The following is a 25,683-nucleotide window of genomic DNA, read 5'->3' as shown; positions in this document are numbered from 1 at the left end:
TAAAAAGAGTTGTCCACGAAAACCGTGGGTATCTCTGTGGATAACTTTGCAAGACCCCGGCGGGTATGGCGATTTAACCAAAGGTTAATAATTGATCAACTGCCGGCGCGGGCCAGTATGGCCAGGGTTTGCGCTTGACACGCAAGCGCAGACCCAGTGCCGAAAAGTGGTTTTATGAGTCGCCGTTGCGGCCTGTGGAGTGCGTTACCACCCGGGCCGGCATCTGCGCTTGCATCAGTTTGTCCAAGGCCTGGCCATAACTGCGACCTGCCAGGCTCATGCTGTTGTTATGGCTGGCGCCGGGCACCAGCAACAAGCGCTTGGGTTCCTGGGCGGCGTTGAACAATTGCTCGCTGAAACGCGGCGGCACATAACGATCATCGAGGCCATGCACCACCAGTAGCGGCATATGGATATCGGCAATCTTGTCGATGGAATCGAACTTCTGCGACAGCAACCAGCGCACCGGCAATGAAGTATTCGCCACAGCCGTGGCCACATCCGCCAACGAGGTAAAAGTGGATTCGATCACCAACCCGCGCACCGGCAACGGCACCTGCTTGCCCAGTTCGGCTGCGAGGTCGATGGCCACTGCACCGCCGAGGGAATGCCCGTAGATCAGGCGCTTGCTCGGGTCGGGTTGCAGGGTCTGGAAGCGTTCCCAGGCGATGCGCGCATCTTCGTACACCGTGGTTTCCGACGGCAGCTCGCCGTGGCTCTGGCCGAAACCGCGATAGTCGATGGCCAGCACCGAGTAGCCCAGGGCGTGCAATTGCTCGATGCGAAACAGTTGCCCGGTGAGGTTCCAGCGCACGCCGTGCAGGTAGAGGATCGCGGGCGCGTCCTTCTTGGCGGCCGGGTACCACCAGGCATGGATGTTCTGCCCCGATTTGAAACTGGCGGGCTTGAGTTCGAATTCCTGCACGGCCTTGGGCAGGCCGGTGTACCAACCGGCGGTGCCCGGCTCGATGCGAAACACCAACTCGCGCTCTTTTTGTTGCAACACGCTGCAACCCACCGGCAGGCCGACGATCAGCAGCGCCATGCACAACAAGGGTAACCAGCGCAGGCGCAGGCGCGACAGAAAACGTGAAGACATGAAGGTTCCAGGGCAAAGGTGAAGCAGGGGTTTTAACAGAAGGCCCGTCGACGCAGGAATTAATTCGACGGCCGTTCATGGGCATTGCTTGCAAAGTGTTACAGCATTGAACAATGCGTGCAGGGATTGTTAGGGTGGTCGGCCAAACAGGAGGGCAAGTACATGGATTTCACCGGCAAGACAGCCATCGTCACCGGCGGGGCACGCGGATTGGGGCTCAGCTATGCGCGGGCGTTGGCCCAGGGCGGGGCGCGGGTGGTCATCAGTGATATCGGCGCCGACAAGGTGGGTTCCGGCAACGATGGGACGGTGGCCCAGGCCGCTGCCGCAGCACTGCAGGCCGAAGGCCTGAACGTGATCGGCCACAGCGGCGACCTGTCCACGGATGACGGTTGCCGGCAACTGATCCACGCGACGATCGAAGCCTTTGGCCAACTCGACATCCTGATTCACAACGCTGGCTGGGTGGGTTACCAAAGCATCGAAGACCTCGACGCCGCGTTCCTGCAACGCGCCATGGACATCAACCTCTACGCCCCGCTGTGGCTATGCAAGCACGCCTGGCCACACCTCCTGCAATCCTGCGCGCCACGCATCATCCTCACCACCTCCGACCGCGCCATGTACGCGCAGTACGAGCAGACCGGCCTGGTGGCCTACAGCGCCGGCAAGATGGCGCAACTGGGGATCATGAATGCGCTGGGCCATGAAGGCGCGCAGGCGGGGATTCGGGTCAACGCGATCTCACCGGTGGCCAAGACACGCATGTGGGGCGTGACCGAGGCGCCGGACGAGCTCAAACCCGAGTGGGTGACGCCGGGCGTGCTGTTCCTGGCATCGGCGCAGTGCGAGGACACGGGTTATATCCTGCGCGCCAGCAACGGCCAATTCACCGCCACGCGTTTCACCGAAAATCCAGGGGTGGATTACCCGCGCGACCTGGCTCGGATCAAGGCGGGCAGCGCCGAAGAAGTGGCCGCTGCCTGGGCGCGTATCAAACAGGTTTAGGCGGTTGCCACCACCTGAACCCGATTGCGTCCCTGCGCCTTGGCCAGGTACAGCGCCTGGTCGGCCAGGGACAACAGGTGGGACAAGTCATGGCCGCCCTTGTCGGTGGTGACAATGCCAATGCTCACGCTGAGGAAGCCCGGCGCCAGCAGGTCCAGCTGCGCAAAGGCTCGGCGGATGCGCTCGGCGACGTCGAATGCGACGGCATCATCACTCTCGGCCAGCAGGCAGGCGAACTCTTCGCCGCCGATACGCGCGAACACATCGCCCTTGCGCAGTATCGACTGGGTCACCTGGGCGAACGCGATCAACGCCTGGTCGCCCATGGGGTGGCCGAAGCTGTCGTTCAAGCGCTTGAAGTGATCCAGGTCGCAGAGCAACAGCGCCACGCTGTGCTGGCGGCGGGCGCTGTCAGCGAGGAGTTTTTCACCCTTGAGCATAAACGCGCGGCGGTTGCCGATAGCGGTCAACGCGTCCGTGAACGCGGCCGCCTTGAAGCGCAACTCGGCGCGCTCCTTGACCATCGCCAGGGTGACGTAGGCGATGCCAATGGCGTACAGCATGGACTCGAACAACATGAACGAGAAAATCGGCACACCTTCACCACCCGAAAGCTGGGCGTTTTTGATCGGTAGGCCGGGGTCGGTAAAGGCGCGTATGACATAAAACCCGGAATGCCACAGGGTCAGCATCAGCGCGGGTGCGTAGGCGACTTCCAGGGTGTCGCGCTTGCGCCACAACTCAAGCGCCGACAACACGCCGTAGCAGGCGGCCAGCAGCGAGTACAACGTGACCCGCGCCGACAGCGAGCCATAGAACTGCGGCACCAGGCACATGAGTAACCACACGCCGCAGCCGGCGAAAATCCCCGGTACGTTGGGCTTGCGATGCACAAAGGCGCGCATGGCGGTCCAGTTCATCGCGGCACTGAACAGCAGCACCACGTTGCCGATCACCAGCGCGACATAATCCATGCCCACGCCACGCACCACCAGCAACCCGGTGCCCAGCGCCGCCAGCAACAGCATGCAGCCCAGATAACCCAGGGTTGGCTCACGGCCACGGCTCCACGCATGCACCGTGAGCAAACCCATCAGGCAAAACACGAACACGGCCACCATCAGTAGCGTCGGAATGTGCAGCATCATTTCCTTAAACCTGGAGAGAGTCCTTTATGGCGCGCGATTGTAGCCGCAAGCGGCTTGCTTGACGCTGGCCTTGCTATCGCGACATGCTCGGGCTCCTTTGAACTAAGGCCAGACCATGGACAACAGCCCCGTTCGCATCACCGCCGAAGAAACCCTCTCGGACAACTGGTACCTGCTGAAAAAATACAGCTTCGACCTGCGCCGCCGCGACGGCAGCTGGCAAGCCCAGACCCGAGAAGTGTACGACCGGGGCAATGGCGCGACGATCCTGCTGTACAACCGCGCGCAACGCACCGTGTTGCTGATCCGCCAGTTCCGCATGCCCACCTTCGTCAACGACTACCCCGGCTACCTGATCGAAACCGCCGCCGGGCTGCTCGACAACGCCAGCCCCGAAGAACGCATCCGCCTGGAAGCGGAAGAAGAGACGGGCTATCGCGTGGGGCATGTGGAGAAGGTGTATGCGGCTTTCATGAGCCCGGGGTCGGTGACGGAGCGGATTCACTTCTTTTTGGGGGAGTATCAGCCGGGGGATCGAGTGGGGTCGGGCGGTGGGTTGGAAGAGGAGGGGGAGGATATCGAGGTGCTGGAGCTGGGGTTTGAGCAAGCACTGGGGATGGTGCAGAGCGGGGAGATTGTGGATGGGAAGACGATTATGTTGTTGCAGTGTTTGGAGTTAAGGGTGTTGAAGGAGGGGTGGTGAGGCGATGACTTTTAGCTCCCACGGATTGTTCTGTGTAGGCAGTTCAATCTGTGGGAATTGGTCTTTGATCGGTGAGTGAATTTAGACTTTAGTCCTAGCTACTCGTCACGTTTGTGCCTCAAGGACTCATCGAACATTTCGACTACGTGTTCAAGCCATGATTTTCCTGATTTCCACTGATAGGGATAATGGTAGTAGCAGTACTGTTCATGCAGCAGGTTTTTTTGAAGGTCTGATTCATTTGTATGTGAACTTATCAACTCTAAAATTTCTTTTCTGACGGTAAGGATGACGTCCTTAGGCGAGTCTTGTAAGAACGTGTCAATCACATCATCGGCTGAGGGGTGATCCTCTGCCCAGTCCTGGTTGAAGTACGCGCCCATAAATTGCTGGAGTTCTGTCAGTGGTTTATTCATTTTTCTACTGGGTATCCGGTCAGTAATAGGTAACCGTCTGGCATTTTTTTATCACGCTTTAGAACCAATAAAAACTTGTAGGCTGGGATTGATTTCGTTGTTCCGTTTAGAACGCTTCGCCCTACGGGGAGATCTGAGCTTCCCCTAATAATGTATTTGTCTTTTTTTCCTCCCAGAAACTCTAGTATTTCTCGTTGATGGGAGGCTAGGCTTTTGGATGCTATAGCCTCCGCCTCATCTAATGTCCTAAATGTTGAAGACGCCGGAATATGGGGCTCTAATTCGAACCTGGCTGCCAGCTCCTCGTCCGTGCGTCCCACATGCTTCTTAATCAGATGCCCACCTGCATTCTCATGAGTGGTTAAAACCCCGCTAGAGCCTGGACAGTTGCCAACCTTGCAACTCAGTCCTAGTGGATCCACCCACCCCGTCGGATTGGGCACATACCGATACCCATTGATCCCCCCCGCCAACTTCACCGGATCCGGCGTCAGGTAGCGACCAATATCCGGATTGTAGTAGCGATACCGGTTGTAGTGCAGCCCGCTTTCCGTGTCGAAGTACTGACCTTGAAAGCGCAGCGGGTTGTCGATTGTTCCGACGTCGAGGCGGGTGATTTCGCCGTAGGCGCGGTAGTGGGCGGACCAGGCGATTTCGCCGTTGGGGGTTGTCAGTTCCTGGGGGGTGCCGAGGTGGTCCAGTTGGTAGTGGTAGGGCTGGGTGGCTTTGGGGCCGAAGCCTTCCAGCAGGGCCAGCGGGCGGAAGCTGTTGGGTTCGTAGAGGTAGCTGCGATGGCGATCTGCGTGGTGTTCGGCGATCAGTTTGTCGCCTTGCCAGAAGAATTCGGTCGTCAGGCCGTCAACGGTTTTGCTGATGCGCCGGCCAAACGGGTCGTAGCGGTAGCTGGCGGTTTGTCCGTTGGGTGTCGTGACGCCGACCAACCGGTGCTGACAGTCGTAGCGGTATTCGGTAACGAGTTGCTGGCCTTGGCCGCGCCGCTCGCGGATCAGGTTGCCGAACGCGTCATAGTCGTAGTGCCGATCTCCTTGGATCATCAACCGATTGCCCGTGACGATGTCCGGGCCGGAGCGGTTTTGCATGAGCAGGTTGCCCGCTAAGTCGTGGGCAAAGTGTTCCTGGTCGGCGCGGGTCAGGCGATTTAGCGGGTCGTAGCTGTAGTGGTGTTCGCCTTTACGCGTGTCGAGGATGCGGGTCAGGTTGCCGGTTTTATCGTAGTCATATTGGCGGCGGTAAAGTGCGCGTTTGGCATCACAGATGCCGTGGTTGAACAGGCGTCCTTGATCGTCGTATTGGTAGCTGCTGAGGAGTGCGCCCTGGCCTCGTTGATGTTCACGGCCAGCGCTAAAAAGGTGTGCGGTCAACTCTGCACCATTCAACATCACTGTCGCCAGGTGACCACCCTTGCCGTGGTTGAAAGTAACGCGGTTGTTGTCGGGCAGACGCAGGTGTTGCAGTTGGCCGCAGGCGTCGTAGCCGTAGCGCAAGGTGCCCCAGCCTTGGTGTTCGGCGGTGAGGCGGTTCTGTCGGTCGTATTCGTAGGCCAATGACCAGTGGCCGTCTTCGACGCCAAGGAGGTTGCCTTGGCGGTCGTAGGTGTAATCCACAACTCCGCCGTCGGGCAGGGTTTTTCGTACGAGGCGGCCGGCGAAGTCGCGCTCGTAGCGGGTGACGAGCTGACTGCTGTCATCGCCGTGTTCGATTTTTTCCTGCAGATTGCCGTTGAGGTCGTAGAGGTAGGACGTGCGCTGGCCGTCGAAGCCGGTTTCCTGCTGGATAAGGCCGTTGGGGTGGTACTGCAATGCATAGGTTTCGCCGACTTCGTTTTCGATCTCGGTCAGCAGTAAGCGCACGTTGTCGTAGCGGTATTTGACCTGGGTGCCGTCAGCGTTAATGCGCCGACTGATGAGGTGTAGGCCATCGGCGTATTCGTAGCGGGTGACATGCCCCAATTCATCACATTCAGCGGTGATTTTTCCGTAGGCGTTGTAGCTGTATTCCCGCGTTGCACCGCCCGGCAGGACCACACGAATCAACCGACCCAGGTTGTCCCACTGGTACTGGGTCAGCGCACCGTATTCATCCTCTCTCGCAACCTGCCGGCCAACATCGTCATAGCGATAACGCTTAACGCCGCCATTGGGCAACTGTTCCTCAACCAGCTGCCCACGTTCATTCCACACCAGCCGATGGCAACTGTGATCGGGATACCAAACTCCGGTCAGTTGCCCGTATTTGTTGTAGCTGTAGTCCGTGACATTGCCGTCTGGATCCGTCCTACGCGTGACATCGCCCTGATCATTGCGCTCGTACTTCCAGATCGCCTCACCCCGCCGCACAACCCGTACGAAGCCGTTGTCATGTTCGTAGGAGGTCGGCTCATCATCCCCTGGAAACAGCGCCACCAAGCGTCCGGCGTCGTCGTACTGATACGCCGTCACCGCGCCCAACGTGTCTTGCTCGACCGTCAGCCGGCCCTTGTCGTCGTAGGAGTTGAAGTGCGTCGCGCCATCTGGATCAACCCGCTGCACCAGCCGCGCCCGCTGATCGTGGACGTAGACTTCCTGGCTGCCATCGGCGTTAAACACCGTGACGCGCCCGTCGTCCTCCCAGGCATAGCGCGTGTCTATCTGCGCAAAGCTCGCCCAATGCCGGATACAGCGCGCGGCCTTGCCAGACCGTTCCCACTCCCAAAAGAAACTCGCCCCACCGGCCAAGCCACGTTCAAGGATCACATGCTGATCGTCGTACCGATAAACCTCGCTTTCGCCTACGGCATTGGTCGCCGAAACCAACCGGCCAAGGTCGTCATAGGCGTAGGAAACAACGCAGTACTCGGTTACCCAGACGTAGGGGGCAGCCCCCTCGGCCCGCTGAATCTGGTAATCCACCGCCACAATGCGGTCGGCCGAATACCGCAAGAACAGCGAACGCCCGACACCGTTGTCCAACCGCTCAATGCGCCCCAACACATCCCGGGAAATACGCAGCCGGTTGTCATACGCATCGCTGATGGCTGTGAGCAAACCCTCTTGGAAGTGGTAGAAACGCGACGCCTGCGCCAGCACCAACTCGCCAGGCAACGTCCCGAGATAAATCGCCGCCTCGGCCAGACTATTGGTGATCGCCGGCCGAGAAATCGTAGGCAAGGGAAAAACCGTCGAGCGATTCTCATGATCCGTCCACACCACCGAATCGCCCGACACACAAACGCGATGCGCCAGCGCATGACTCCAGCCAAACCCCAAACCGCACTCCACGTGCACCGCACTGGTGCGATACAACCGTGTCCACTCGAACGGCAAAACCCCGTCGAGCACGCCGTCCGTGAGGGTGAGTAATTCCTCGCCGGTGACCATCGACACTGGGCAGCCGTTGGTAAGCGTTTTGTCCGCAGAAGCAGCCGCATCACCGTTGGCATTCCGGCCGGAAGCAGGCACATCATCGATAGCGTCCTGCCGAACCAACACGGTCTGCTGTCGTCCCTTGCCCCGCACCACCGGCACCGGGTTGGAAACCAGTTGATCCCCAGCCTTCAACGGCACATCCGGCACCGTCTTGAGTGCCGTCGCCGGACCGCCCAGCAACAAGGGCTTGGCCGTCTCGACATGCTCCTCCAAGCGAGCCTTGCCGAACTGCCCAGCCATATGTTCCAACCACCTGCGCGCCCGCTGAGATTTGATCCCGCCCAACACCTTGGCACTCATGCGCACCACCACACCCATCCCGGCAGTGGCAAGGCACAGCAACAGATTGATCAAGACTTCGGCGCTGATTTCCCCCAATAACTCGTTCATATACGGCGGCGGCAACAGGCGCATCCAGCTGACCATTGCCGACAGGTACACAAACAGCAGCGGCTCATCGCTGAGCACCAGCAAACCCTTCGCAAGGGTTTCGGCGCTCACGCTCAGCAGTGCTTCGAAGGCTTCCGGGGACAGGTAATGCAGGAGTTTTTCAGCATTGCCCAGCGGGTCCGCTAGCCACTGGAACAATTGCTTGATGGTGTCCCACAGTGAATACAACGCCTCGCCAAACCCACGCGCATAGGCTTGGTGCAACGAGAGATAGCGCTTGAGGAAGTTCGCTTCGGAGTAACCCTTCCACAGCGGCTCAAAGGTGGTTGCCCATTCACCGCGCAGCCAGCCTTCCAGCGGTGTGATCACCGATTGGTAGGACGAATACAGCGCCTTGACATGATCTTTGGAAACGTTGGGGTAGAAATTGACCCGATACTGCTGGTTGCGATCACACTCGGTGATTTCAAGAATGCCGCTGGGCCCGATGGTTTTGTGGAGCGGTTCGCCCAGTGGGCCACCGTTTGGATCGACGCGTTGCAGCACCACCGGCGTGTTGCCAATAGGTACGAACCGCGCGCTTTGGAACATATGCACCAAGGTCAACGTGCCGTTGGCCGGGCACATTGCGGTGGTGGTACTAGGCAGGATGGAGCGGTTGATCGGAGCGACCAGCGCCACCTCATTGCCGACCTTGAACACCTGCTCGACATCCAGCGCCGAAAAGCTGAAAAAGCTTTCGGCCCACATGTCGTAGGTATTGAGGCAGCGGTTGAAATCGCTGATAACGGATTCGACATCCCGCGTCGTTGAATCCATGGTCGCCAGCACCAGGTAGCCAATCGCCTGGCTGGTGGCGGAAATCACGACACAGCCCCACTCATCAAAACATCCATCTGCAATCCCTCGCACTGTGAAATCAGGCGAAAGACTTTGCAGACGTTCCCAGGGCAAGGCAGTAGAGCTAATCCGGTAGTAGCGTGGGACGTTTCAGCAACCCTTGTGTGCCCCCATACGTCTGGCGGCTATTGTCAGAAATTTCCCACAGGAGTACAAATGTACTCCATGACGACTCTAACCCCCCGCCGTACCGCCATCCTGACCTTCATCCGCGACCGTATCGCGCAACAAGGCCAGCCCCCGAGCCTCGCCGAGATCGCCGAGGCGTTCGGTTTTGCCTCGCGCAGCGTGGCGCGCAAGCATGTGCTGGCGTTGACCGAGGCCGGCTTTATCGAGGTCAACCCCAACCAGGCGCGCGGCATTCGTCTGCTCAACCAGCCGGCACGGCCGGAGTGGCTGGATGTGCCGGTGCTCGGCCGTGTCGCGGCGGGCTTGCCGATTGGCGCCGATGCCGACGTACACAGCCGCCTGCAACTGGACCCCGCCACCTTCGCGAAAACCCCGGACTACCTACTGCGGGTGCAGGGCGATTCGATGATCGAAGACGGCATTCTCGACGGCGACCTGGTGGGTGTACGCCGCAGCGCCGAGGCCTTGAACGGGCAGATTGTGGTGGCGCGCCTGGACGGTGAAGTGACCATCAAGCGTTTCGAACGCCATGGCGACAGCGTGCGTTTGCTGCCGCGCAACCCGGCGTATCAACCCATCGTGGTCATGCCTGACCAGGACCTGGCGATCGAAGGGGTGTTCTGCGGCCTGGTGAGGCAAGGCTGATGGGCGCCGTCGTTGCACTGGACACGCTGTTCAATGGCGGCCGCGTCTGGAAGGGCCGGCCTGCTGCGCCACCCGCCAGCGTGCACCCCACGGGCCTCAAGGCGCTGGACGCGGTGTTGCCCAGCGGCGGCTGGCCGGAGGCGGCCTTGAGTGAAATCCTCATGGCCAAGGAAGGCGTCGGTGAGTTGCAACTGGTACTGCCGGCCCTGGCGCGCTTGTCCAAGGCCGGCGAACGGATTGTGTTGGTGGCGCCGCCTTACACGCCGTATCCCCACGCCTGGCAGAACGCTGGGGTGGATTTGCGCCTGCTTTCGGTGATCCACGCCGAGGAGCGTGATGCGCTGTGGGCGGTGGAGCAATGCCTGCGTTCCGGCAGTTGCGGCGCGGTGTTGTGTTGGCCGCGCAAGGCCGATGATCGCGCATTGCGCCGCTTGCAAGTGGCGGCGGAAACCGGGCAGACCCTGGCGTTTGCCTGGCGCTCTTTGAGCGAGGCGATCAATGCATCGCCCGCTGCTTTGCGTCTGGCGGTCGAGGCCAAACCCGCGCAAGTGCGGGTGCTCAAATGCCGTGGCGGCCTGGCCCATCCGGCGCCGATTGCCCTGGCCGGGCACTGAGGTTGGCATGCGCTGGGTGTGTATTGTCTTCCCGCAATTGGCGCTGGACGGGGTGCAGCGTGTGCACCCCGAACCGGAGCAGCCCCTGGCTCTGCTAGCCGGCACGCCGCAGCGCCGCGTGCTGCAAACCGTCAACGACGCCGCCCGCGCCCTGGGCCTGCGCCCCGGCCAATCGCTGACGGCGGCCCATGCCCTGGCCAAGACATTTGCCAGCGCCGAATACGACCCCGCCGAGATCGAGCGCTGGCAGCAATTCCTCGCGGCCTGGGCCTATCGTTTCAGCTCCCAGGTCAGCCTGTATTACCCGCGCGCCTTGTTGTTCGAGATCGAATCGAGCCTGGGTTTGTTCGGCCCGTGGCCGCAGTTCGAAGCGCGCTTGCGTGCAGAACTGACCGAGCTGGGCTTTCGTCACCGCATCGTCGCCGCGCCCAACCCGGCCGCGGCGCGGGTACTGGCCAATCTCTACGACGGCCTGGCCGTGGCCGATGACGAACGCTTGATGCAAGCCCTGGCGCCGCTGCCCATCGACCGCGCCGGCCTCGACCCGCAGGCGGCCACGGCCTTGTCGCGCATGGGCCTGCGCAGCCTGGCCCAGGTGCAGGCGTTGCCCCGGCATACGCTGGCGCGACGCTTTGACGCCAGCCTGCTCAAGCACCTGGACGCCCTGAGCGGGCAGCGCCCGTTGGCCCTGGCGTTTTATCAGCCACCGGATCAGTTCGATGTGCGCATCGAGTTGAATTTCGACGTGCAATCCCATCAGGCGCTGCTGTTTCCCTTGCGCCGCTTGACCGGTGACCTGTCCGCCTTCCTCTGCGGGCGCGACAGTGGCGTGCAGCGTTTCGACCTGCACCTGGAACACGCCCAGGCGCCTGACAGCGTGATCAAGGTCGGCCTGCTCAGCGCCGAGCGTGAACCGGCGATGCTGTTTGAACTGGCCCGTGGCCGCCTGGAGCAAGTGCAGGTGACATCTCCCGTGCGCGGCTTTCGCCTGGTAGCCGAGGACCTGCCGGTGTTTGTGCCGCAACGCCAGGACCTGTTCGACGATCGCCCGCAACAAACCCTGCCCTGGGAGCAACTGCGCGAACGCCTGCGCGCACGGTTGGGGGATGACGCGGTGCAGGGCCTGCGTTTTCACGCCGACCATCGCCCCGAATGCGCCTGGCAAGCGGCGGCCGACAGTCGCCCCAGTCCAACTCTGGATAAAGTGCAGCGCCCCGGTTGGCTGCTGAGCGAACCGACCTTGCTCGCCGAGCAGGGCCTCCAGATCCTCATGGGTCCGGAGCGCATCGAATCCGGTTGGTGGGACGGCGCCGATATCCGCCGCGACTACTACCTGGTCCAGACCCGCGCCGGCCAGCAAGGCTGGGCCTATCGCACCGTGGGCCACAACGATGGGCTGTGGCTGCAAGGCTGGTTTGCATGAGTTACGCCGAGCTGCATTGCCTGTCGAATTTCAGCTTCCAGCGCGGTGCATCCACGGCGCTGGAACTGTTCGAGCGCGCCAAGCATCAGGGCTACAGCGCCCTGGCGATCACCGATGAATGCACCCTGGCGGGGATTGTGCGGGCGTGGCAGGCGGCGAAAGCGGTGGAGTTGCCGCTGATTATCGGCAGCGAGATGCGCATCGAGAACGGCCCGAAAGTGGTGCTGCTGGTGGAGAATCTCAGCGGCTACCAGCAGCTGTGCCGCTTGATCACCCTGGCCCGGCGTCGTGCCGAAAAGGGCAGTTATCGCCTGCTGCGAGAAGACTTCGCCCAACCGTTGCCCGGCCTGTTGGCGCTGTGGATCGCCGCAGACAACGATACCCAGGCCGATATCCAATGGTTGCGCCACACCTTCGCCGACCGCCTGTGGCTGGCGGTGCAGCTGCATTGTGGCCAGGACGATGCGCGCCACTTGCAACAACGCCTGCAACTGGCCGCCAGCCTGCAACTCCCGGCCGTGGCTTGCGGCGATGTGCACATGCATGCCCGTGGCCGCCGCGCCCTGCAAGACACCATGACCGCCATCCGCCATCACGTGCCGGTGGCCGAAGCCGGCACGCGCCTGCATCCCAACGGCGAGCGGCACCTGCGCAGCCTCGACGCCCTGGCCGCGTTGTACCCGCAAGCCTTGCTCGCCGAAACTGAAACCATCGCCCGCCGTTGCACCTTCGACCTCAGCCAGTTGCGCTACCACTACCCGCGCGAGCTGGTGCCCGCCGGCCATGACGCCAAATCCTGGCTGCGCGCCGTGACCGAAGAGGGCATCGCCCACCGCTGGCCCCAGGGCGTCGATGGGAAGACCTTGCAGCAGATCAACAACGAGCTGGAGCTGATCAGCGAGCTGGGCTACGAAAGCTACTTCCTCACCGTGCACGACATCGTGCGCTTCGCCCGCAGCCGTTCGATCCTGTGCCAGGGCCGGGGCTCGGCGGCCAACTCGGCGGTGTGTTTTGCCCTGGGCATCACCGAGATCAACCCGAGCCTGACGAGCATGTTGTTCGAGCGCTTCCTGTCGCGCGAGCGCAACGAGCCGCCGGACATCGACGTGGACTTCGAACATGAGCGCCGCGAAGAAGTGCTGCAATACGTGTTCCAGCGCTACGGCCGCACGCGCGCGGCGTTGACGGCGGTGGTCAGCAGTTACCACGGCGCTGGCGCCGTGCGCGACGTGGCCAAGGCCTTGGGCTTGCCCCCGGACCAGGTCAACGCGCTGGCCGAGTGCTGCGGGCGCTGGAGCGACGAAGCGCCGCCCCTGGAACGCCTGCGCGAAGGCGGCTTCGACCCTGACAGCCCGATCCTGCGCCGCGTGCTGACGCTGACCCAGCAATTGATCGGTTTCCCTCGGCACCTGTCCCAGCACCCCGGCGGCTTCGTGATTTCCGAATACCCGCTGGACACCCTGGTGCCGGTGGAAAACGCGGCCATGGCCGAGCGCACCATCATCCAATGGGACAAGGACGACCTCGACGCCGTCGGCCTGCTCAAGGTAGATATTCTCGCCCTCGGCATGCTCAGTGCGATCCGCCGCTGCTTCGACCTGCTGCGCCGCCATCGTCATCTGGACCTGGCGTTGGCGAGCATTCCCAAGGAATGCCCGGCCACCTACGCGATGATCAGCAAGGCCGACACCATCGGCGTGTTCCAGATCGAGTCGCGGGCGCAGATGTCGATGTTGCCGCGCCTGAAGCCGCAGACGTTCTACGACCTGGTGATCGAAGTGGCGATTGTGCGTCCGGGGCCGATCCAGGGCGGTATGGTGCATCCGTACCTGCGGCGGCGGAATAAAGAGGAAGAGACCACCTATCCCTCGCCGGAGTTGAAAGCGGTGCTGGAACGCACCCTGGGCATTCCGCTGTTCCAGGAGCAAGTCATGCAGATCGCCATGGTTGCCGCCGATTACGGCCCCGGCGAGGCGGACCAGTTGCGCCGTTCCATGGCGGCGTGGAAGCGTCACGGCGGCCTGGAGCCGCATCAGGCGCGCCTGCGCACGGGCATGCTGAAAAACGGCTACAGCGAAGCCTTTGCCGCGCAGATCTTCGAGCAGATTAAGGGCTTTGGCAGTTATGGCTTTCCCGAGTCCCACGCGGCCAGTTTCGCCTTGCTGACCTACGCCAGTTGCTGGCTTAAGTGCCACGAGCCGGCAGCCTTCGCCTGTGCGCTGATCAACAGCTGGCCCATGGGCTTCTACAGCCCGGACCAGATCCTGCAAGACGCGCGGCGCCATCACTTGCAGATTCGCCCGGTGGATGTGCAGGCCAGCGACTGGGATTGCAGCCTGGAACCCATCGACGGCGCGCAACCGGCGATTCGCATGGGCTTGCGCATGATTGCGGGGTTTCGCGAAGAGGATGGGCGGCGCATCGAGGCGGCGCGCCAACGTCGCCTGTTCAGTGACATTGCCGACCTCGACGAGCGCGCCGGGTTGGATGCCCGCACCCAGGCCTTGTTGGCGGATGCCGGCGCCTTGCGTGCCTTGGCGGGCAACCGGCATGCGGCGCGTTGGGAGGTGGCCGGGGTGCACAAGCAACTTGGATTGTTTGCTGGTTTGCCAAGTCCCGACGAAACGCCGGTCGAACTGCCGGCGCCGACGGTGGGCGAGGACGTGCAGGCGGATTACGCGACGGTCGGCACCACCCTGGGCCCGCATCCGCTGGCGTTGCTGCGCGCTGAACTGCGTAGGCGGCGCTGCCGTAGCTCCGAGGAACTGATGGCGGTGGAACATGGGCGCAATGTCAGCGTGGCGGGGTTGGTCACCGGTCGTCAGCGCCCCGGCACGGCGAGCGGCGTGACCTTTGTCACCCTGGAGGACGAATTCGGCAACCTCAATGTGGTGGTCTGGCGCGACCTCGCCGAGCGCCAACGCCAGGCACTGGTGGGCTCGCGGCTGCTGAAAGTGGACGGGCGCTGGGAAGCGGTGGGCGAGGTGCGGCACCTGATCGCCGGGCGCTTGACCGACCTCACGCCGCTGCTGGATGGGATCAATGTGCGCAGCCGGGATTTTCACTGAGGCCGGTGGTGGCCGCGCGGTTTAGCGCCTAACGTAGATGCGGTGAAACGATCTGCGTTTGCCGCGCTCCAAAACTTGACGATGTCTTCTTTGCGCACAGAGCCAACCGATGCAGTTTTTATCCAACCCTCACGGCTGTGAAGGCTGGGCCGGTGAAATGGCCCAGCGGATCCGCGCGTTCGATTGGTCAACCACCGACCTTGGGCCCATCGACCGCTGGTCCCCCAGCCTGGCCTGCAACGTGCAGATGCTGCTGGCGTCCCCCGTGCCCATGGTGATGCTGTGGGGGCGACTGGGCTACATGATCTACAACGACAGTTATTCGCGGTTTGCCGGCGGCCGCCACCCGTACCTGCTGGGCACGCCGGTGGAACTGGGGTGGCCGGAAGTCGCCGAGTTCAACCGGCATGTGGTGGACACCTGCCTGGCGGGTGGCACCTTGTCGTTCAACAACAAGGACTTGGTGCTGCTGCGCAACGGCCAGCCGGAAACCGTGTGGCTGGACCTCTACTACAGCCCGGTGGCCGGCGATGCGCAGCAGCCGGCCGGGGTGTTGGCGATCGTGGTGGAGACCACCGAGCATGTGCATTCCGAGCGCGTGCGCCAGGAGCTCACCCACAACCTGGAACAGCGCGTGGCCGCCGAAGTGCAGGCACGCTCCGCCGCCGAGGAACAGTTGCGCCAGTCGCAGAAACTCGAAGCCATCGGCGGCCTCACCGGTGGCGTGGCCCACGACTTCAATAACCTGCTGCAAGTGATCGCCGGCAACCTGCACCTGCTGGCGCGCCATGAGCCGGACAACGCCCAGGTGCAGCGCCGTGTGGCAGCGGCGATTGCGGCCGTGGAGCGAGGGGCCAAGTTGTCGGCGCAACTGCTCGCGTTTGCCCGGCGCCAACCGTTGTCGCCTGCTGTGTACAACCCGCAACGCATCTATGCGGGCTTGGGCGAGTTGCTGCAACGGGCGCTGGGGGAAACCATCCATATCGACGTGCAAATGCCCCAGGATGCCTGGTTTATCAATGTCGATCGCAACCAGCTGGAAAATGCGCTGCTCAACCTGGCGATCAATGCCCGCGACGCGATGAAAGGCGAGGGCGTGATCCGTATCACCGGCGAAAACATCATCCTCAACCCCGCCGATTGCGCGGGCAAAAGCATCAAGCCTGGCGAGTATGTGCGCCTGGCGGTCACTGACACCGGGGTGGGCATGTCCCCGGTCACGCTCAAGCGTGCGTTCGAGCCGTTCTTTACCACCAAGCGCGAAGGCCACGGCACCGGCCTGGGCCTGAGCATGGTGTTTGGCTTTGTGCGCCAAAGCGGCGGGCATGTGGAGATGTGGAGCGAGGAGGGCAAGGGCACGGTGGTGCAGATGTATTTCCCCCACAGCCTGGAACCGGAAAGCCTCGATGTGCACATTGACCAGGTGCTGCACGCCGGCGGCCAGGAAACCATCCTGGTGGTGGAAGACAACGAAGGCGTGCGCCTGACCGTGGTCGAGCTGCTGCAACAATCGGGCTACACCGTGCTCACCGCCGAAGACGGCGACCGCGCCATGCAGGCCTTGCAAGGCGGGATGCTACCGGACCTGATTTTTACCGACGTGGTCATGCCTGGCCGCGTCAAAAGCACGGACCTGGCCGACTGGGCCCGTGCACAGAGCCCGCCGGTGGGGGTACTGTTCACCTCGGGCCATACCCGCGACATTCTTTCCAGCAACCATCTGCTGAGCCCCGACATTCACCTGCTGAGCAAACCCTACAGCCCCGAAGCCCTGACGCAACGGGTCCGCAGCGTGCTCACCGCGCGATAAGGTTGACCATGACTTCACAGCGCAACATCCCTCAATTCCACGGTTTCGTGCGGGTGCGCGGCGCCCGCGAGCACAACCTGCGTAACGTCGATGTGGATATTCCACGGGATGCCCTGGTGGTGTTCACCGGGGTGTCGGGTTCGGGCAAATCGTCCCTGGCGTTTTCCACGGTGTATGCCGAGGCGCAGCGGCGTTATTTCGAATCGGTGGCGCCGTATGCGCGACGGCTGATCGACCAGGTTGGCGTGCCGGACGTCGACAGCATCGAAGGCCTGCCGCCCGCCGTGGCCCTGCAACAACAGCGCGGCACGCCGAGTGCGCGCTCATCGGTGGGCAGCGTCACCACCTTGTCGAGCCTGATCCGCATGCTCTATTCCCGCGCCGGCAGTTATCCGCCGGGGCAGGCGATGCTGTATGCCGAGGACTTTTCTCCAAACCTGCCCCAAGGCGCGTGCCCGCAATGCCACGGCCTGGGCCGGGTGTATGAGGTGACCGAAGCGCTGATGGTGCCGGACCCTTCGCTGACCATCCGCCAGCGCGCCGTCGCCTCCTGGCCGTTGGCGTGGCAGGGCCAGAACCAGCGGGACATCCTCGTGACCTTGGGCTACGACGTGGATATCCCGTGGCGCGACCTGCCGAAAAAGCAGCGCGACTGGATCCTGTTCACCGAAGAAACCCCCACCGTGCCGGTGTACGCCGGCTTTACCCCGCAGCAAACCCGTGATGCGCTCAAGCGCAAGCTGGAACCGAGCTACCAAGGCACCTTCAGCGGTGCGCGGCGCTACGTCCTGCACACCTTCACCCATAGCCAAAGCGCGCTGATGAAAAAGCGCGTCTCGCAGTTCATGCAGGGCAGCGCTTGCCCGCTGTGCGAGGGCAAACGCCTGAACAAGGCGGCGCTATCGGTGAAGTTTGCCGGGGTGGACATTGGCGAGTTGTCGCAGTTGTCGTTGACGCAGTTGGCCGAACTGTTGCGGCCGGTGGCGGTGGGGCAGGACACGATGCAACTGTCGGTGGAAAAGCGCCTGGCCGCGCAACGCATCGCCCAGGATCTGCTGGAGCGGGTCAGCACTTTGACCGAGCTGGGCCTGGGCTATTTGTCCCTGGAGCGCAGCACGCCGACGTTGTCGTCCGGCGAATTGCAGCGCTTGCGCCTGGCGACGCAACTGGGTTCGCAGTTGTTTGGCGTGATTTATGTACTGGATGAACCGTCGGCAGGGCTGCATCCGGCCGATGGCGAAGCGTTGTTCACCGCGCTGGAGCGGTTGAAGGCGGCGGGCAATTCGTTGTTTGTGGTGGAACATGACCTGGAAACCATGCGCCGCGCCGATTGGCTGATCGACGTGGGGCCAGCAGCGGGTGAGCAGGGCGGGCAAGTCTTGTACAGCGGGCCCCCGGCGGGACTGGCGCAGATTGACGCGTCACAGACCCGTGAGTACTTGTTTGCCGAAAAAAGCAGCTTGCCTCGGACGTGTCGCGAGCCTCGCGGTTGGCTGAAGCTCGAAGGCGTGACGCGTAACAATCTCAAGGACTTGCACGTGGACTTCCCCTTGGGCTGCTTTACGGCGGTCACCGGGATTTCTGGCTCGGGCAAGTCCAGCCTGGTCAGCCAGGCGCTGCTGGAACTGGTGGGCAGCGGCCTGGGCCGTGTGGTCGAAAGCGATGAAGAGCCGAGCCTGGAAGACGACGCCCCGCAAACCAGCGGCGGGCGTATCAGCGCCGGCCTGGAGCAGATCCGGCGGCTGGTGCAGGTGGACCAGAAACCCATCGGCCGCACGCCGCGCTCCAACCTTGCGACCTATACCGGGCTGTTCGACCACGTGCGCAAACTGTTTGCCGCGACGCCGGCCGCGAAAAAGCGCGGTTACGATGCCGGGCAATTCTCCTTCAACGTCGCCAAGGGCCGCTGCCCGAACTGCGAGGGTGAAGGTTTTGTCAGCGTGGAGTTGCTGTTCATGCCCAGCGTGTACGCACCGTGCCCGACCTGCCATGGCGCGCGCTACAACCCCGAGACATTGGCGATTCAATGGCAGGGTTTGAGCATCGCCCAGGTGCTGGGGCTGACGGTGGAGCAAGCCGTCGAAGTATTTGCCGAACAACCCAGCGTGCTGCGCTCGTTGCAGGTGCTACGCGACATAGGCCTCGGCTACCTGCGCCTCGGCCAGCCGGCCACCGAGCTATCGGGCGGCGAGGCGCAGCGCATCAAGCTGGCGACGGAGCTGCAACGCAATGCGCGGGGCGCCACGTTGTACGTCCTCGATGAGCCGACCACCGGCCTGCATCCCCGGGATGTGGACCGCTTGCTCAGCCAGCTCAACCACCTGGTGGACGCCGGGCACACCGTGGTCGTGGTGGAACATGAGATGCGCGTGGTGGCCCAGAGTGACTGGGTGATCGACATCGGGCCAGGGGCGGGGGACTTGGGTGGGAAGGTGGTCGCACAGGGCACGCCACACACTGTGGCCAAAAACAAAACCAGCCGCACTGCGCCCTTCCTCGCCCGAGAACTGCCCTGACAGACAGCACAAATCAACCTGTGGGAACGAGCCCCTGTGGGAGCGGGCTTGCCCGCGATGGCGGAGTGTCAGTCACCGGTATTTTGAATGAAATACCGTAATCGCGGGCAAGCCCGCTCCCACAGGGGCCTGTGTCCACATTTAGAGCAGTGGCGTGACCTCAAACATGACAAGACCCCGCGCAATGGTCTAGCTTCAAGGGCGTAAGCCATTGATCAACTTGCGGAGGTACGCCATGCCAGTGAAACACGACCTGTATCAGGACTTGGGGTTGAGCAAGGACGTCATTCACGAACGCAGGGCGAGCGACAAGCGTCTGGACTCGCTGCTCACTCAATACGACGATGCCGACAAAGAGGTGCTGAAGGCGGAAGCGGCAAGTGCCAGCGATGAAGATGTGGAGAAGCTGAAGAAGAAGCGGTTGTTGGTCAAGGACAAGATTGTGGAGCAGTTGGGTTAACCGATGTTCCTACAGAGATAGGTCATATTTATTCAGAATTGTCTGAGGGACAGTGCCCGGCGCAGTCCCTATGATGCCCACCGCCCACCCGGCTCTTGGGGGCTTTTACGGTGTAAGGATTACGCCGGTGAGCCGGGTGGGTATCTTGATTCAGGCGTGCAGCGCTTGAGTGCAGGCCTCTATCGACCGTTGCTGCGTCTCCTCATACAGCGTCAACTCATCAATCGTCCGCCGCCCCAGCGCGTTCTCAAATTCAGCCCTGTTCGAGTTGGCCGCGTAGTGACTCTGCGCCGTGTCCCCCAGGTTTGACTGAAAAATCCCCGCCGCACTCACCGGCAGGAAATCTTCGTACACCAACGGCTCCACCGCCACATGACCTGCTGCGATCAGTGCCTCCAGTGTGCGCGGTTGATTGGCTTGGCCGCGTGCCGCCAGGCCTTGTTCGGTGGCGAAGTAGCGGAAGTACGCCAGGCCCTGTTCGCGCATCTGCGCATGGTTATCGGGGAAGGCCTGGAAGTGCTGTTCCATCAATTGCATGTAACGCGCGGCGTTGCCTTCAGTGGGGAACGCGCCCAGTTCATCGCGTGCGGCATTCAATAATTGGTCATACAGGGCGCGGCCTTTGGGTGTCAGTGCCACGCCGCGCTGTTCGATCTCGCCAAAGCGGGCGCTGTGGCTGCCTTGGGCGTCGGTGAAGGCGATGGCTTCGTCGAGGGCCTTGAAGCTGGTCTGGCGTAGCAGGATCGGGCACTGGCGGCGCGGCGGGCCTTCGATCACGGCCTTGGGCGTGATGCCTTTGCCGGGCATGGCGGCCTGGACCTGATCGATGTCCAGGGTGCGCGGCGTCAGGTGGTTGATGTGCGGGCCCTTGAAGGCCACCACGTCGGCGATCAGGCGGTGCTGGTCGCTGAGTTGCTGGTAGTGGGCGCGGGTGACGGTGGCGGTGTGGTGCCAGCGGAAGGTTTCCAGTGCCTCGCGGATAAATTCCTCGGCATCTGCGGCATTGAGGCCGTCATCTATTTCCGCTTGTTCGATCAGCGCCAGGGCGCGGTCGGTGAAAATGTTGCGTTTGGCCAGGGCGGTTTCAGCAAAGGCGCGCAGTTCGGGGTTTTCGATCAGTTCCAGGCGCAGCAGCGAGGTGAACACGCGGAACGGGCTGGTTTGCAACGCCTGTTCATGCACCGCACGAAACGCAGTGGAATGTACCGGCACGCCGGCCGGAGTCAGGTCGTAGTAGCCCACCGGTTGCATGCCCATCACCGCAAACAGACGGCCGATGGTGGCCAGCTCAAAGGCGGTGCCCAGGCGGATGGCGCCGTGGCGTTCCATGTCCAAGCGCTGGATTTCGCCGGTGCGTTGCAGCTGTTGCGCCAGCGCTGGCTGGGCGTCGAGCACGCGGGTATTGGTCTCGGCCACCAGCGCCATCAGCGCGCCATAGAGTGGAACTTCATCTCGGTACATGTCGGACATCGCCTTGGAAAAGCCCTTGCGGATCTCGTCGGGGCTGACATGTGCGGTGGTAGGCATAGAAAAATTCCTGATGACGGTGGCGATGAAAGTGGCCTTTTTCTGGATTTTGTTGAGCGCCCGCTGCACTTGCAAACGAAGAATCCTCTGGACTTCATTCCTTGGATGAATGAGATGACGTGAATATGACAAAAACCGGCCAGATGAAAATTTCATTTTCCGCTGTTTTTCCTAACTAATTCTTCACGCAGTCGCCCCCACCCGGCATGAAAGAATCGTCACGTTCGCAAGGATGAAAACGCCGTTTTGCACATCACACACATAAAAAAATGTTTAGGGGCCGTCGTTAATGAAAATTTCTACACTGGCGTTGTCGATCACCGCCGCCGTTCTTGCACAACACGCGTTAGCTGATGATTTTGGGCTCGGCTCTCTGGGCACGGGCACCGGTCACAGCGGTTTCCTTGAAGACAGCCATGCCTCCGTGAGCTCGCGGACCATGTACTACAGCGCTGACAACCGCTCGGGCACCAACAACGACCTGCGCGAAACCGCCACCGCGCTGCGGTTTGACTACAAGTCCGGTTTCACCCAAGGCACCGTTGGCGTCGGTTTTGACGTGATGGCGTTTGGCGCCCTGCGCCTGGACGGTGGCGATGGCCACACCGCAGGCGCGGGCCTGTCGGGCAACGGCAACAGCTTCTTCCCGACCAAGAACAACGGCACTGAACCGGCCGACTCCTTTGGTCGTGCAGCGGGTAACGTGAAGTTCCGCATTTCCCAGACCGAGTTGCACGTCGGTGGTGGCTTGGCGCCGGTGTTGCCGATCCTGGTGTCCAACGACAGCCGCGTGGCACCGCAAACCTTTGATGGCGGCATCCTGACGTCGAACGATATTCCCAACGTTACCTTCACCGGCGGTGAACTGAACCGCGCTGAAGGCCGTGCCTCCAGCAACTCCACAGGCTTGAGCGTGGCCGGTGGCCAGCGCGACAGCGACAGCTTCAAGTTTGGTGGCGTGGACTACAAACCGTTTGGTTCTTCCGACAACGTCATCGCGAAAAACCTGACGTTGCAGTACTACTACGCCCAACTGCAAGACTTCTACAAACAGAACTACTTCGGCCTGGTCCACGTACTGCCGCTGGGCAATGACCAATCGTTCAAGACCGACCTGCGTTACTTCGACAGCAGCAGCGACGGCAAGAACGGTCAGAGTGGCTACCAGTTCAACAACAACGGTGGTTATGCCAGGCACGCCAACGAAGTCGACAACAAAACCTACAGTGCGGCCTTCACCTACCAACTGGGCGGCAGCAGCTTGATGCTTGGCCATATCGGCGTGGGTGACGACGGCGGCTTTGTGTGGGTGAACCAGGGCAGCCTGGCCGACCCGCATGCGCAAGGCGCCGGCGGCAGCGACTTCTACCTGTTCACCGACGCCGTGGTCGGCCAGTTCTCCCGGGCGGGCGAGCAGGTCAACTTTGGTCAGTACTCCTATGACTTCAAGGCCTACGTACCGGGCCTGAAGGCGTCCGTGGCGTACCTGGATGGCCGGGATATCAAGGCGAAGGTGGCCGGTGGTCCTGACCAGAAAGAAAACGAAGCCGACTTCCGCCTGGACTACGTGGTGCAGGCCGGTCCTCTGAAAGGCTTCGGTACCACCTTCCGTACCGGTACCTATCACGGCAAGAACACTGGCACTGCCGATCAGGATCAAACCCGCCTGATCTTCAACTACACCTACGCCATCTTCTAAACCTTCATGTGCACACGGGCGTGGATGGGTCCTACACTGCACCTCACCTTATAGGCGCAGGAGGACTCAATGACGGCCACGCCCGTAATGCGGATTTCTGACACGATCGAAGGCCAACGCCTGGCAACCGGAGATGCCGAGCGTTGGCGTGAGTGGGGCCCGTTCCTAAGCGAACGCCAATGGGGCACGGTGCGCGAGGATTACAGCGCCGATGGCGATGCCTGGACCTACTTCCCCCATGAACATGCCCGCAGCCGCGCCTACCGCTGGGGCGAGGACGGCCTCGCGGGGTTCAGTGACAAGGCGCAACGCTGGTGCCTGGGCCTGGCCCTGTGGAACGAGCGCGATGGGATCATCAAGGAACGCCTGTTCGGCCTGAACAACGCCGAGGGCAACCACGGTGAAGACGTCAAGGAACTGTACTTTTTCGTCGATGGTGTACCGAGCCATGCCTACATGCGCATGCTCTATAAATACCCCCATGCTGCCTTTCCGTACGCAGACCTGATCGCCGAGAACGCCCGCCGAGGGCTGGCTGACGCCGAGTACGAAATCCTCGATACCGGCGTATTCGAAGACAACCGCTACTGCGATGTCAGTGTCGAATACGCCAAGCATCACCCCGATGATATTTTCATGCGCATCACCGTGCATAACCGTTCTGACCAGCCGACGCGGTTGCAGGTGTTGCCGCAGTTGTGGGCGCGCAACGATTGGAGCTGGACCGTCGATGCGCCCAAACCACAGTTGACGCTGGACGGCGACCAGGTGCTGGCACGCCATCATGAGTTGCCCGACCGCCATCTCAGCGCGTGGGGAGAGGAGGGCGTCGAGTGGCTGTTCTGTGAAAACGAAAGCAACTATCCCCGGCTGGATGGGCAACCGGCGCCGGGGCCGTTCAAGGACGGGATCAACGATTACGTGGTGAGCGGTGTTCAGTCGGCGGTTCGCCGTGACTGCGGCACCAAAGTCGCTGCGCGGTTCGTCCTCGATCTGGCGGGCCTGGAACGCAAAATGATCTACCTGCGTTTTGCGCCGGTCGGCGCGCCTCGGGTCAATGCGCGCAAGCTGTTTGAACAGCGCCGCCAGGAAGCCGATGATTTTTACGCGGCCTTGCAACAGGGCATTGCGTCTGAGGACTCGCGCAACGTACAGCGTCAGGCGCTGGCCGGTTTGCTGTGGTCCAAGCAGCTCTACTATTTCGATGTGAACCAATGGCTCGATGGCGACCCGGCCCAGCCCGCGCCACCGGCCGAGCGCTTGCATATCCGCAATACCCATTGGCGGCACCTATCCAACTTCGACATCCTCTCCATGCCCGATACCTGGGAATACCCGTGGTATGCCTCCTGGGACCAGGGCTTCCAGGCCGTGGCCATGGCGCTGATCGATCCGGCGTATGCCAAGCAACAGCTGTTGCTGCTGGTGAAGGATCGTTTCATGCACCCCAACGGCCAGTTGCCGGCGTATGAATGGCGCTTCGACGACGCCAACCCGCCCGTGCATGCCTGGGCCAGTTGGCGCGTGTATCAGCAGGATAAAGCCCTGACTGGCGTAGGCGACATGGACTTCCTGGAGCGCATCTTCCACAAACTGCTGCTGAATTTTTCCTGGTGGGTCAACCGCAAGGATGCCGAGGGGCGCAACCTGTTCCAGGGCGGCTTCCTTGGCTTGGACAATATTGCCTTGTTCGACCGCTCGGCCGCGTTGCCGCCGGGTTATCAGCTGGATCAGGCCGACGGCACCGCATGGGTCGCCGCGTATGCGCTGGACTTGATGCGCATCGCCCTGGAGTTGGCCAAGCGCAATGCGGTGTACGTGGACATTGGCGTGAAGTTTTTCGAGCACTTCTTGTATATCGCCGGGGCCATCAACCGCGTGGATGACAGCGCCGAAGGCTTGTGGGATGAACAGGACCAGTTTTTCTATGACGTTTTGCACCGCCCCGACGGCCAGAACGAACCGGTGCGCCTGCGTTCCATGGTCGGGCTGATGCCGCTGTTTGCCGTGCTGGTGCTGGAACAGCACGAGCATGAAGGCCTGGAAGGTTTGCGCGAGCGTTTGCTGGGCTTTATGCAGCACCGGCCCGACTTGGCCGAGTTGGTGTCGCGCTGGAACGAACCGGGCCAGGGCAATCGCCTGTTGCTGGCGTTGCTGCGCGGTGAACGCACCAAGGATCTGCTGCGGCGTATGCTCGATGAGGCGGAGTTCTTGTCGGCGTTTGGCGTGCGCTCCTTATCCAAGGCGTTTGCCGAGCAGCCGCTGGCGTTGAAGATGAACGGCAACACGTTATGTGCGCGCTACCAGCCCGGCGAATCCGACTCGCGCTTGTATGGCGGCAACTCCAATTGGCGCGGGCCGTTGTGGATGCCGGTGAACTACATGTTGATCGAATCGCTGCGGGAATTTCACCGCTACTACGCCGACAACTTCTCGGTGGAGTACCCAACGGGCAGCGGTTATCTGGCGTCGTTGGAGGAAGTGGCTGACAGCCTCAGCCAGCGTCTGACCGGGTTGTTTCTAAGGGATGAGCAGGGGCAGCGGCCATCGATGGCCGGCTATGCGCAATTGGAAGCAGACCCGGCGAGCCGCGACCTGGTGTTGTTTCATGAGTATTTCCACGGCGAGACCGGACGCGGGCTGGGGGCGTCGCATCAGACCGGGTGGAGTGCGTTGGTGGCGTTGTTGCTACAGCCCAAGTGA

At 61.9% G+C, this 25,683-nt stretch carries 16 protein-coding genes; 11 read left to right on the top strand and 5 right to left on the bottom strand.

From position 1 onward, the window contains the following. Positions 1 to 172: 172 nt before the first annotated feature. A complete protein-coding gene (locus tag ACU688_RS15745) occupies positions 173 to 1,099 on the bottom strand; it encodes an alpha/beta hydrolase (RefSeq protein WP_448185494.1) in 927 nt (308 codons plus the stop codon). A gap of 162 nt (positions 1,100 to 1,261) precedes the next feature. Here ACU688_RS15745 and ACU688_RS15740 point away from each other — a divergent pair, with 162 nt between their 5' ends. Then, a complete protein-coding gene (locus tag ACU688_RS15740; RefSeq protein ID WP_448185493.1) occupies positions 1,262 to 2,107 on the top strand; it encodes an SDR family NAD(P)-dependent oxidoreductase in 846 nt (281 codons plus the stop codon). Here the strand turns inward: ACU688_RS15740 and ACU688_RS15735 are convergent. Continuing rightward, positions 2,104 to 3,255 carry a GGDEF domain-containing protein gene (locus ACU688_RS15735; protein WP_448185492.1) on the bottom strand — a complete coding sequence of 384 codons (1,152 nt, stop codon included), beginning with the start codon at positions 3,253 to 3,255 and terminating at the stop codon, positions 2,104 to 2,106. The genes ACU688_RS15740 and ACU688_RS15735 overlap by 4 nt on opposite strands. A gap of 115 nt (positions 3,256 to 3,370) precedes the next feature. On the opposite strand from ACU688_RS15735, the gene ACU688_RS15730 reads away from it, so the two are divergent. Continuing rightward, complete coding sequence (locus tag ACU688_RS15730) at positions 3,371 to 3,958, top strand: NUDIX domain-containing protein (protein ID WP_026136841.1); 588 nt, start codon at positions 3,371 to 3,373, stop codon at positions 3,956 to 3,958. Positions 3,959 to 4,056: 98 nt separating this feature from the next. On the opposite strand, the gene ACU688_RS15725 is transcribed toward ACU688_RS15730, so the two are convergent. Then, positions 4,057 to 4,374 (bottom strand): contact-dependent growth inhibition system immunity protein, encoded by a 318-nt coding sequence (locus ACU688_RS15725; protein ID WP_448185491.1) that lies wholly within the window; start codon positions 4,372 to 4,374, stop codon positions 4,057 to 4,059. Next, positions 4,371 to 9,008 (bottom strand): RHS repeat-associated core domain-containing protein, encoded by a 4,638-nt coding sequence (locus ACU688_RS15720; protein ID WP_448185594.1) that lies wholly within the window; start codon positions 9,006 to 9,008, stop codon positions 4,371 to 4,373. Before ACU688_RS15720 ends, ACU688_RS15725 begins: the two co-directional genes overlap by 4 nt. A 237-nt stretch (positions 9,009 to 9,245) precedes the next feature. Between ACU688_RS15720 and lexA the strand changes: the two genes are divergently transcribed. From lexA to ACU688_RS15685, 7 genes are all read left to right on the top strand, one after another. Beyond that, positions 9,246 to 9,863 (top strand): transcriptional repressor LexA, encoded by a 618-nt coding sequence (gene lexA, locus ACU688_RS15715; protein ID WP_448185490.1) that lies wholly within the window; start codon positions 9,246 to 9,248, stop codon positions 9,861 to 9,863. Further along, positions 9,863 to 10,477: a translesion DNA synthesis-associated protein ImuA gene (imuA, locus tag ACU688_RS15710; RefSeq protein ID WP_448185489.1), complete on the top strand. Its 615-nt coding sequence runs from the start codon at positions 9,863 to 9,865 to the stop codon at positions 10,475 to 10,477. The genes lexA and imuA overlap by 1 nt, the downstream gene beginning before the upstream one ends. Before the next feature lie 7 nt (positions 10,478 to 10,484). After that, positions 10,485 to 11,900 carry a Y-family DNA polymerase gene (locus tag ACU688_RS15705; RefSeq protein WP_448185488.1) on the top strand — a complete coding sequence of 472 codons (1,416 nt, stop codon included), beginning with the start codon at positions 10,485 to 10,487 and terminating at the stop codon, positions 11,898 to 11,900. Beyond that, the gene (locus ACU688_RS15700; protein ID WP_448185487.1) at positions 11,876 to 14,968 is read left to right on the top strand and encodes an error-prone DNA polymerase; all 3,093 of its coding nucleotides are present in this window, start codon (positions 11,876 to 11,878) and stop codon (positions 14,966 to 14,968) included. Before ACU688_RS15705 ends, ACU688_RS15700 begins: the two co-directional genes overlap by 25 nt. A gap of 109 nt (positions 14,969 to 15,077) precedes the next feature. Beyond that, positions 15,078 to 16,778 (top strand): ATP-binding protein, encoded by a 1,701-nt coding sequence (locus tag ACU688_RS15695; protein ID WP_448185486.1) that lies wholly within the window; start codon positions 15,078 to 15,080, stop codon positions 16,776 to 16,778. 8 nt (positions 16,779 to 16,786) lie between these two features. Beyond that, positions 16,787 to 19,294 (top strand): excinuclease ABC subunit UvrA, encoded by a 2,508-nt coding sequence (gene uvrA / locus ACU688_RS15690; RefSeq protein ID WP_448185485.1) that lies wholly within the window; start codon positions 16,787 to 16,789, stop codon positions 19,292 to 19,294. 235 nt (positions 19,295 to 19,529) lie between these two features. Further along, positions 19,530 to 19,754 carry a DUF465 domain-containing protein gene (locus tag ACU688_RS15685; protein ID WP_448185484.1) on the top strand — a complete coding sequence of 75 codons (225 nt, stop codon included), beginning with the start codon at positions 19,530 to 19,532 and terminating at the stop codon, positions 19,752 to 19,754. Positions 19,755 to 19,904: 150 nt separating this feature from the next. Here the strand turns inward: ACU688_RS15685 and hglS are convergent, their stop codons facing one another. Beyond that, the gene (gene hglS / locus ACU688_RS15680; RefSeq protein ID WP_448185483.1) at positions 19,905 to 21,281 is read right to left on the bottom strand and encodes a 2-oxoadipate dioxygenase/decarboxylase HglS; all 1,377 of its coding nucleotides are present in this window, start codon (positions 21,279 to 21,281) and stop codon (positions 19,905 to 19,907) included. Between the two features lie 289 nt (positions 21,282 to 21,570). On the opposite strand from hglS, the gene ACU688_RS15675 reads away from it, so the two are divergent. Both ACU688_RS15675 and ACU688_RS15670 read left to right on the top strand, forming a co-directional pair. Continuing rightward, positions 21,571 to 22,980, top strand: coding sequence for an OprD family outer membrane porin (locus tag ACU688_RS15675; protein WP_448185482.1), 1,410 nt, complete (start codon positions 21,571 to 21,573; stop codon positions 22,978 to 22,980). Positions 22,981 to 23,049: 69 nt separating this feature from the next. Then, positions 23,050 to 25,683, top strand: a complete 2,634-nt coding sequence (locus ACU688_RS15670; protein ID WP_448185481.1) for an MGH1-like glycoside hydrolase domain-containing protein — start codon at positions 23,050 to 23,052, stop codon at positions 25,681 to 25,683.

This window comes from Pseudomonas acericola (SeqCode) (assembly GCF_053456465.1).
This window is presented reverse-complemented; position numbering and strand designations above follow the sequence as displayed.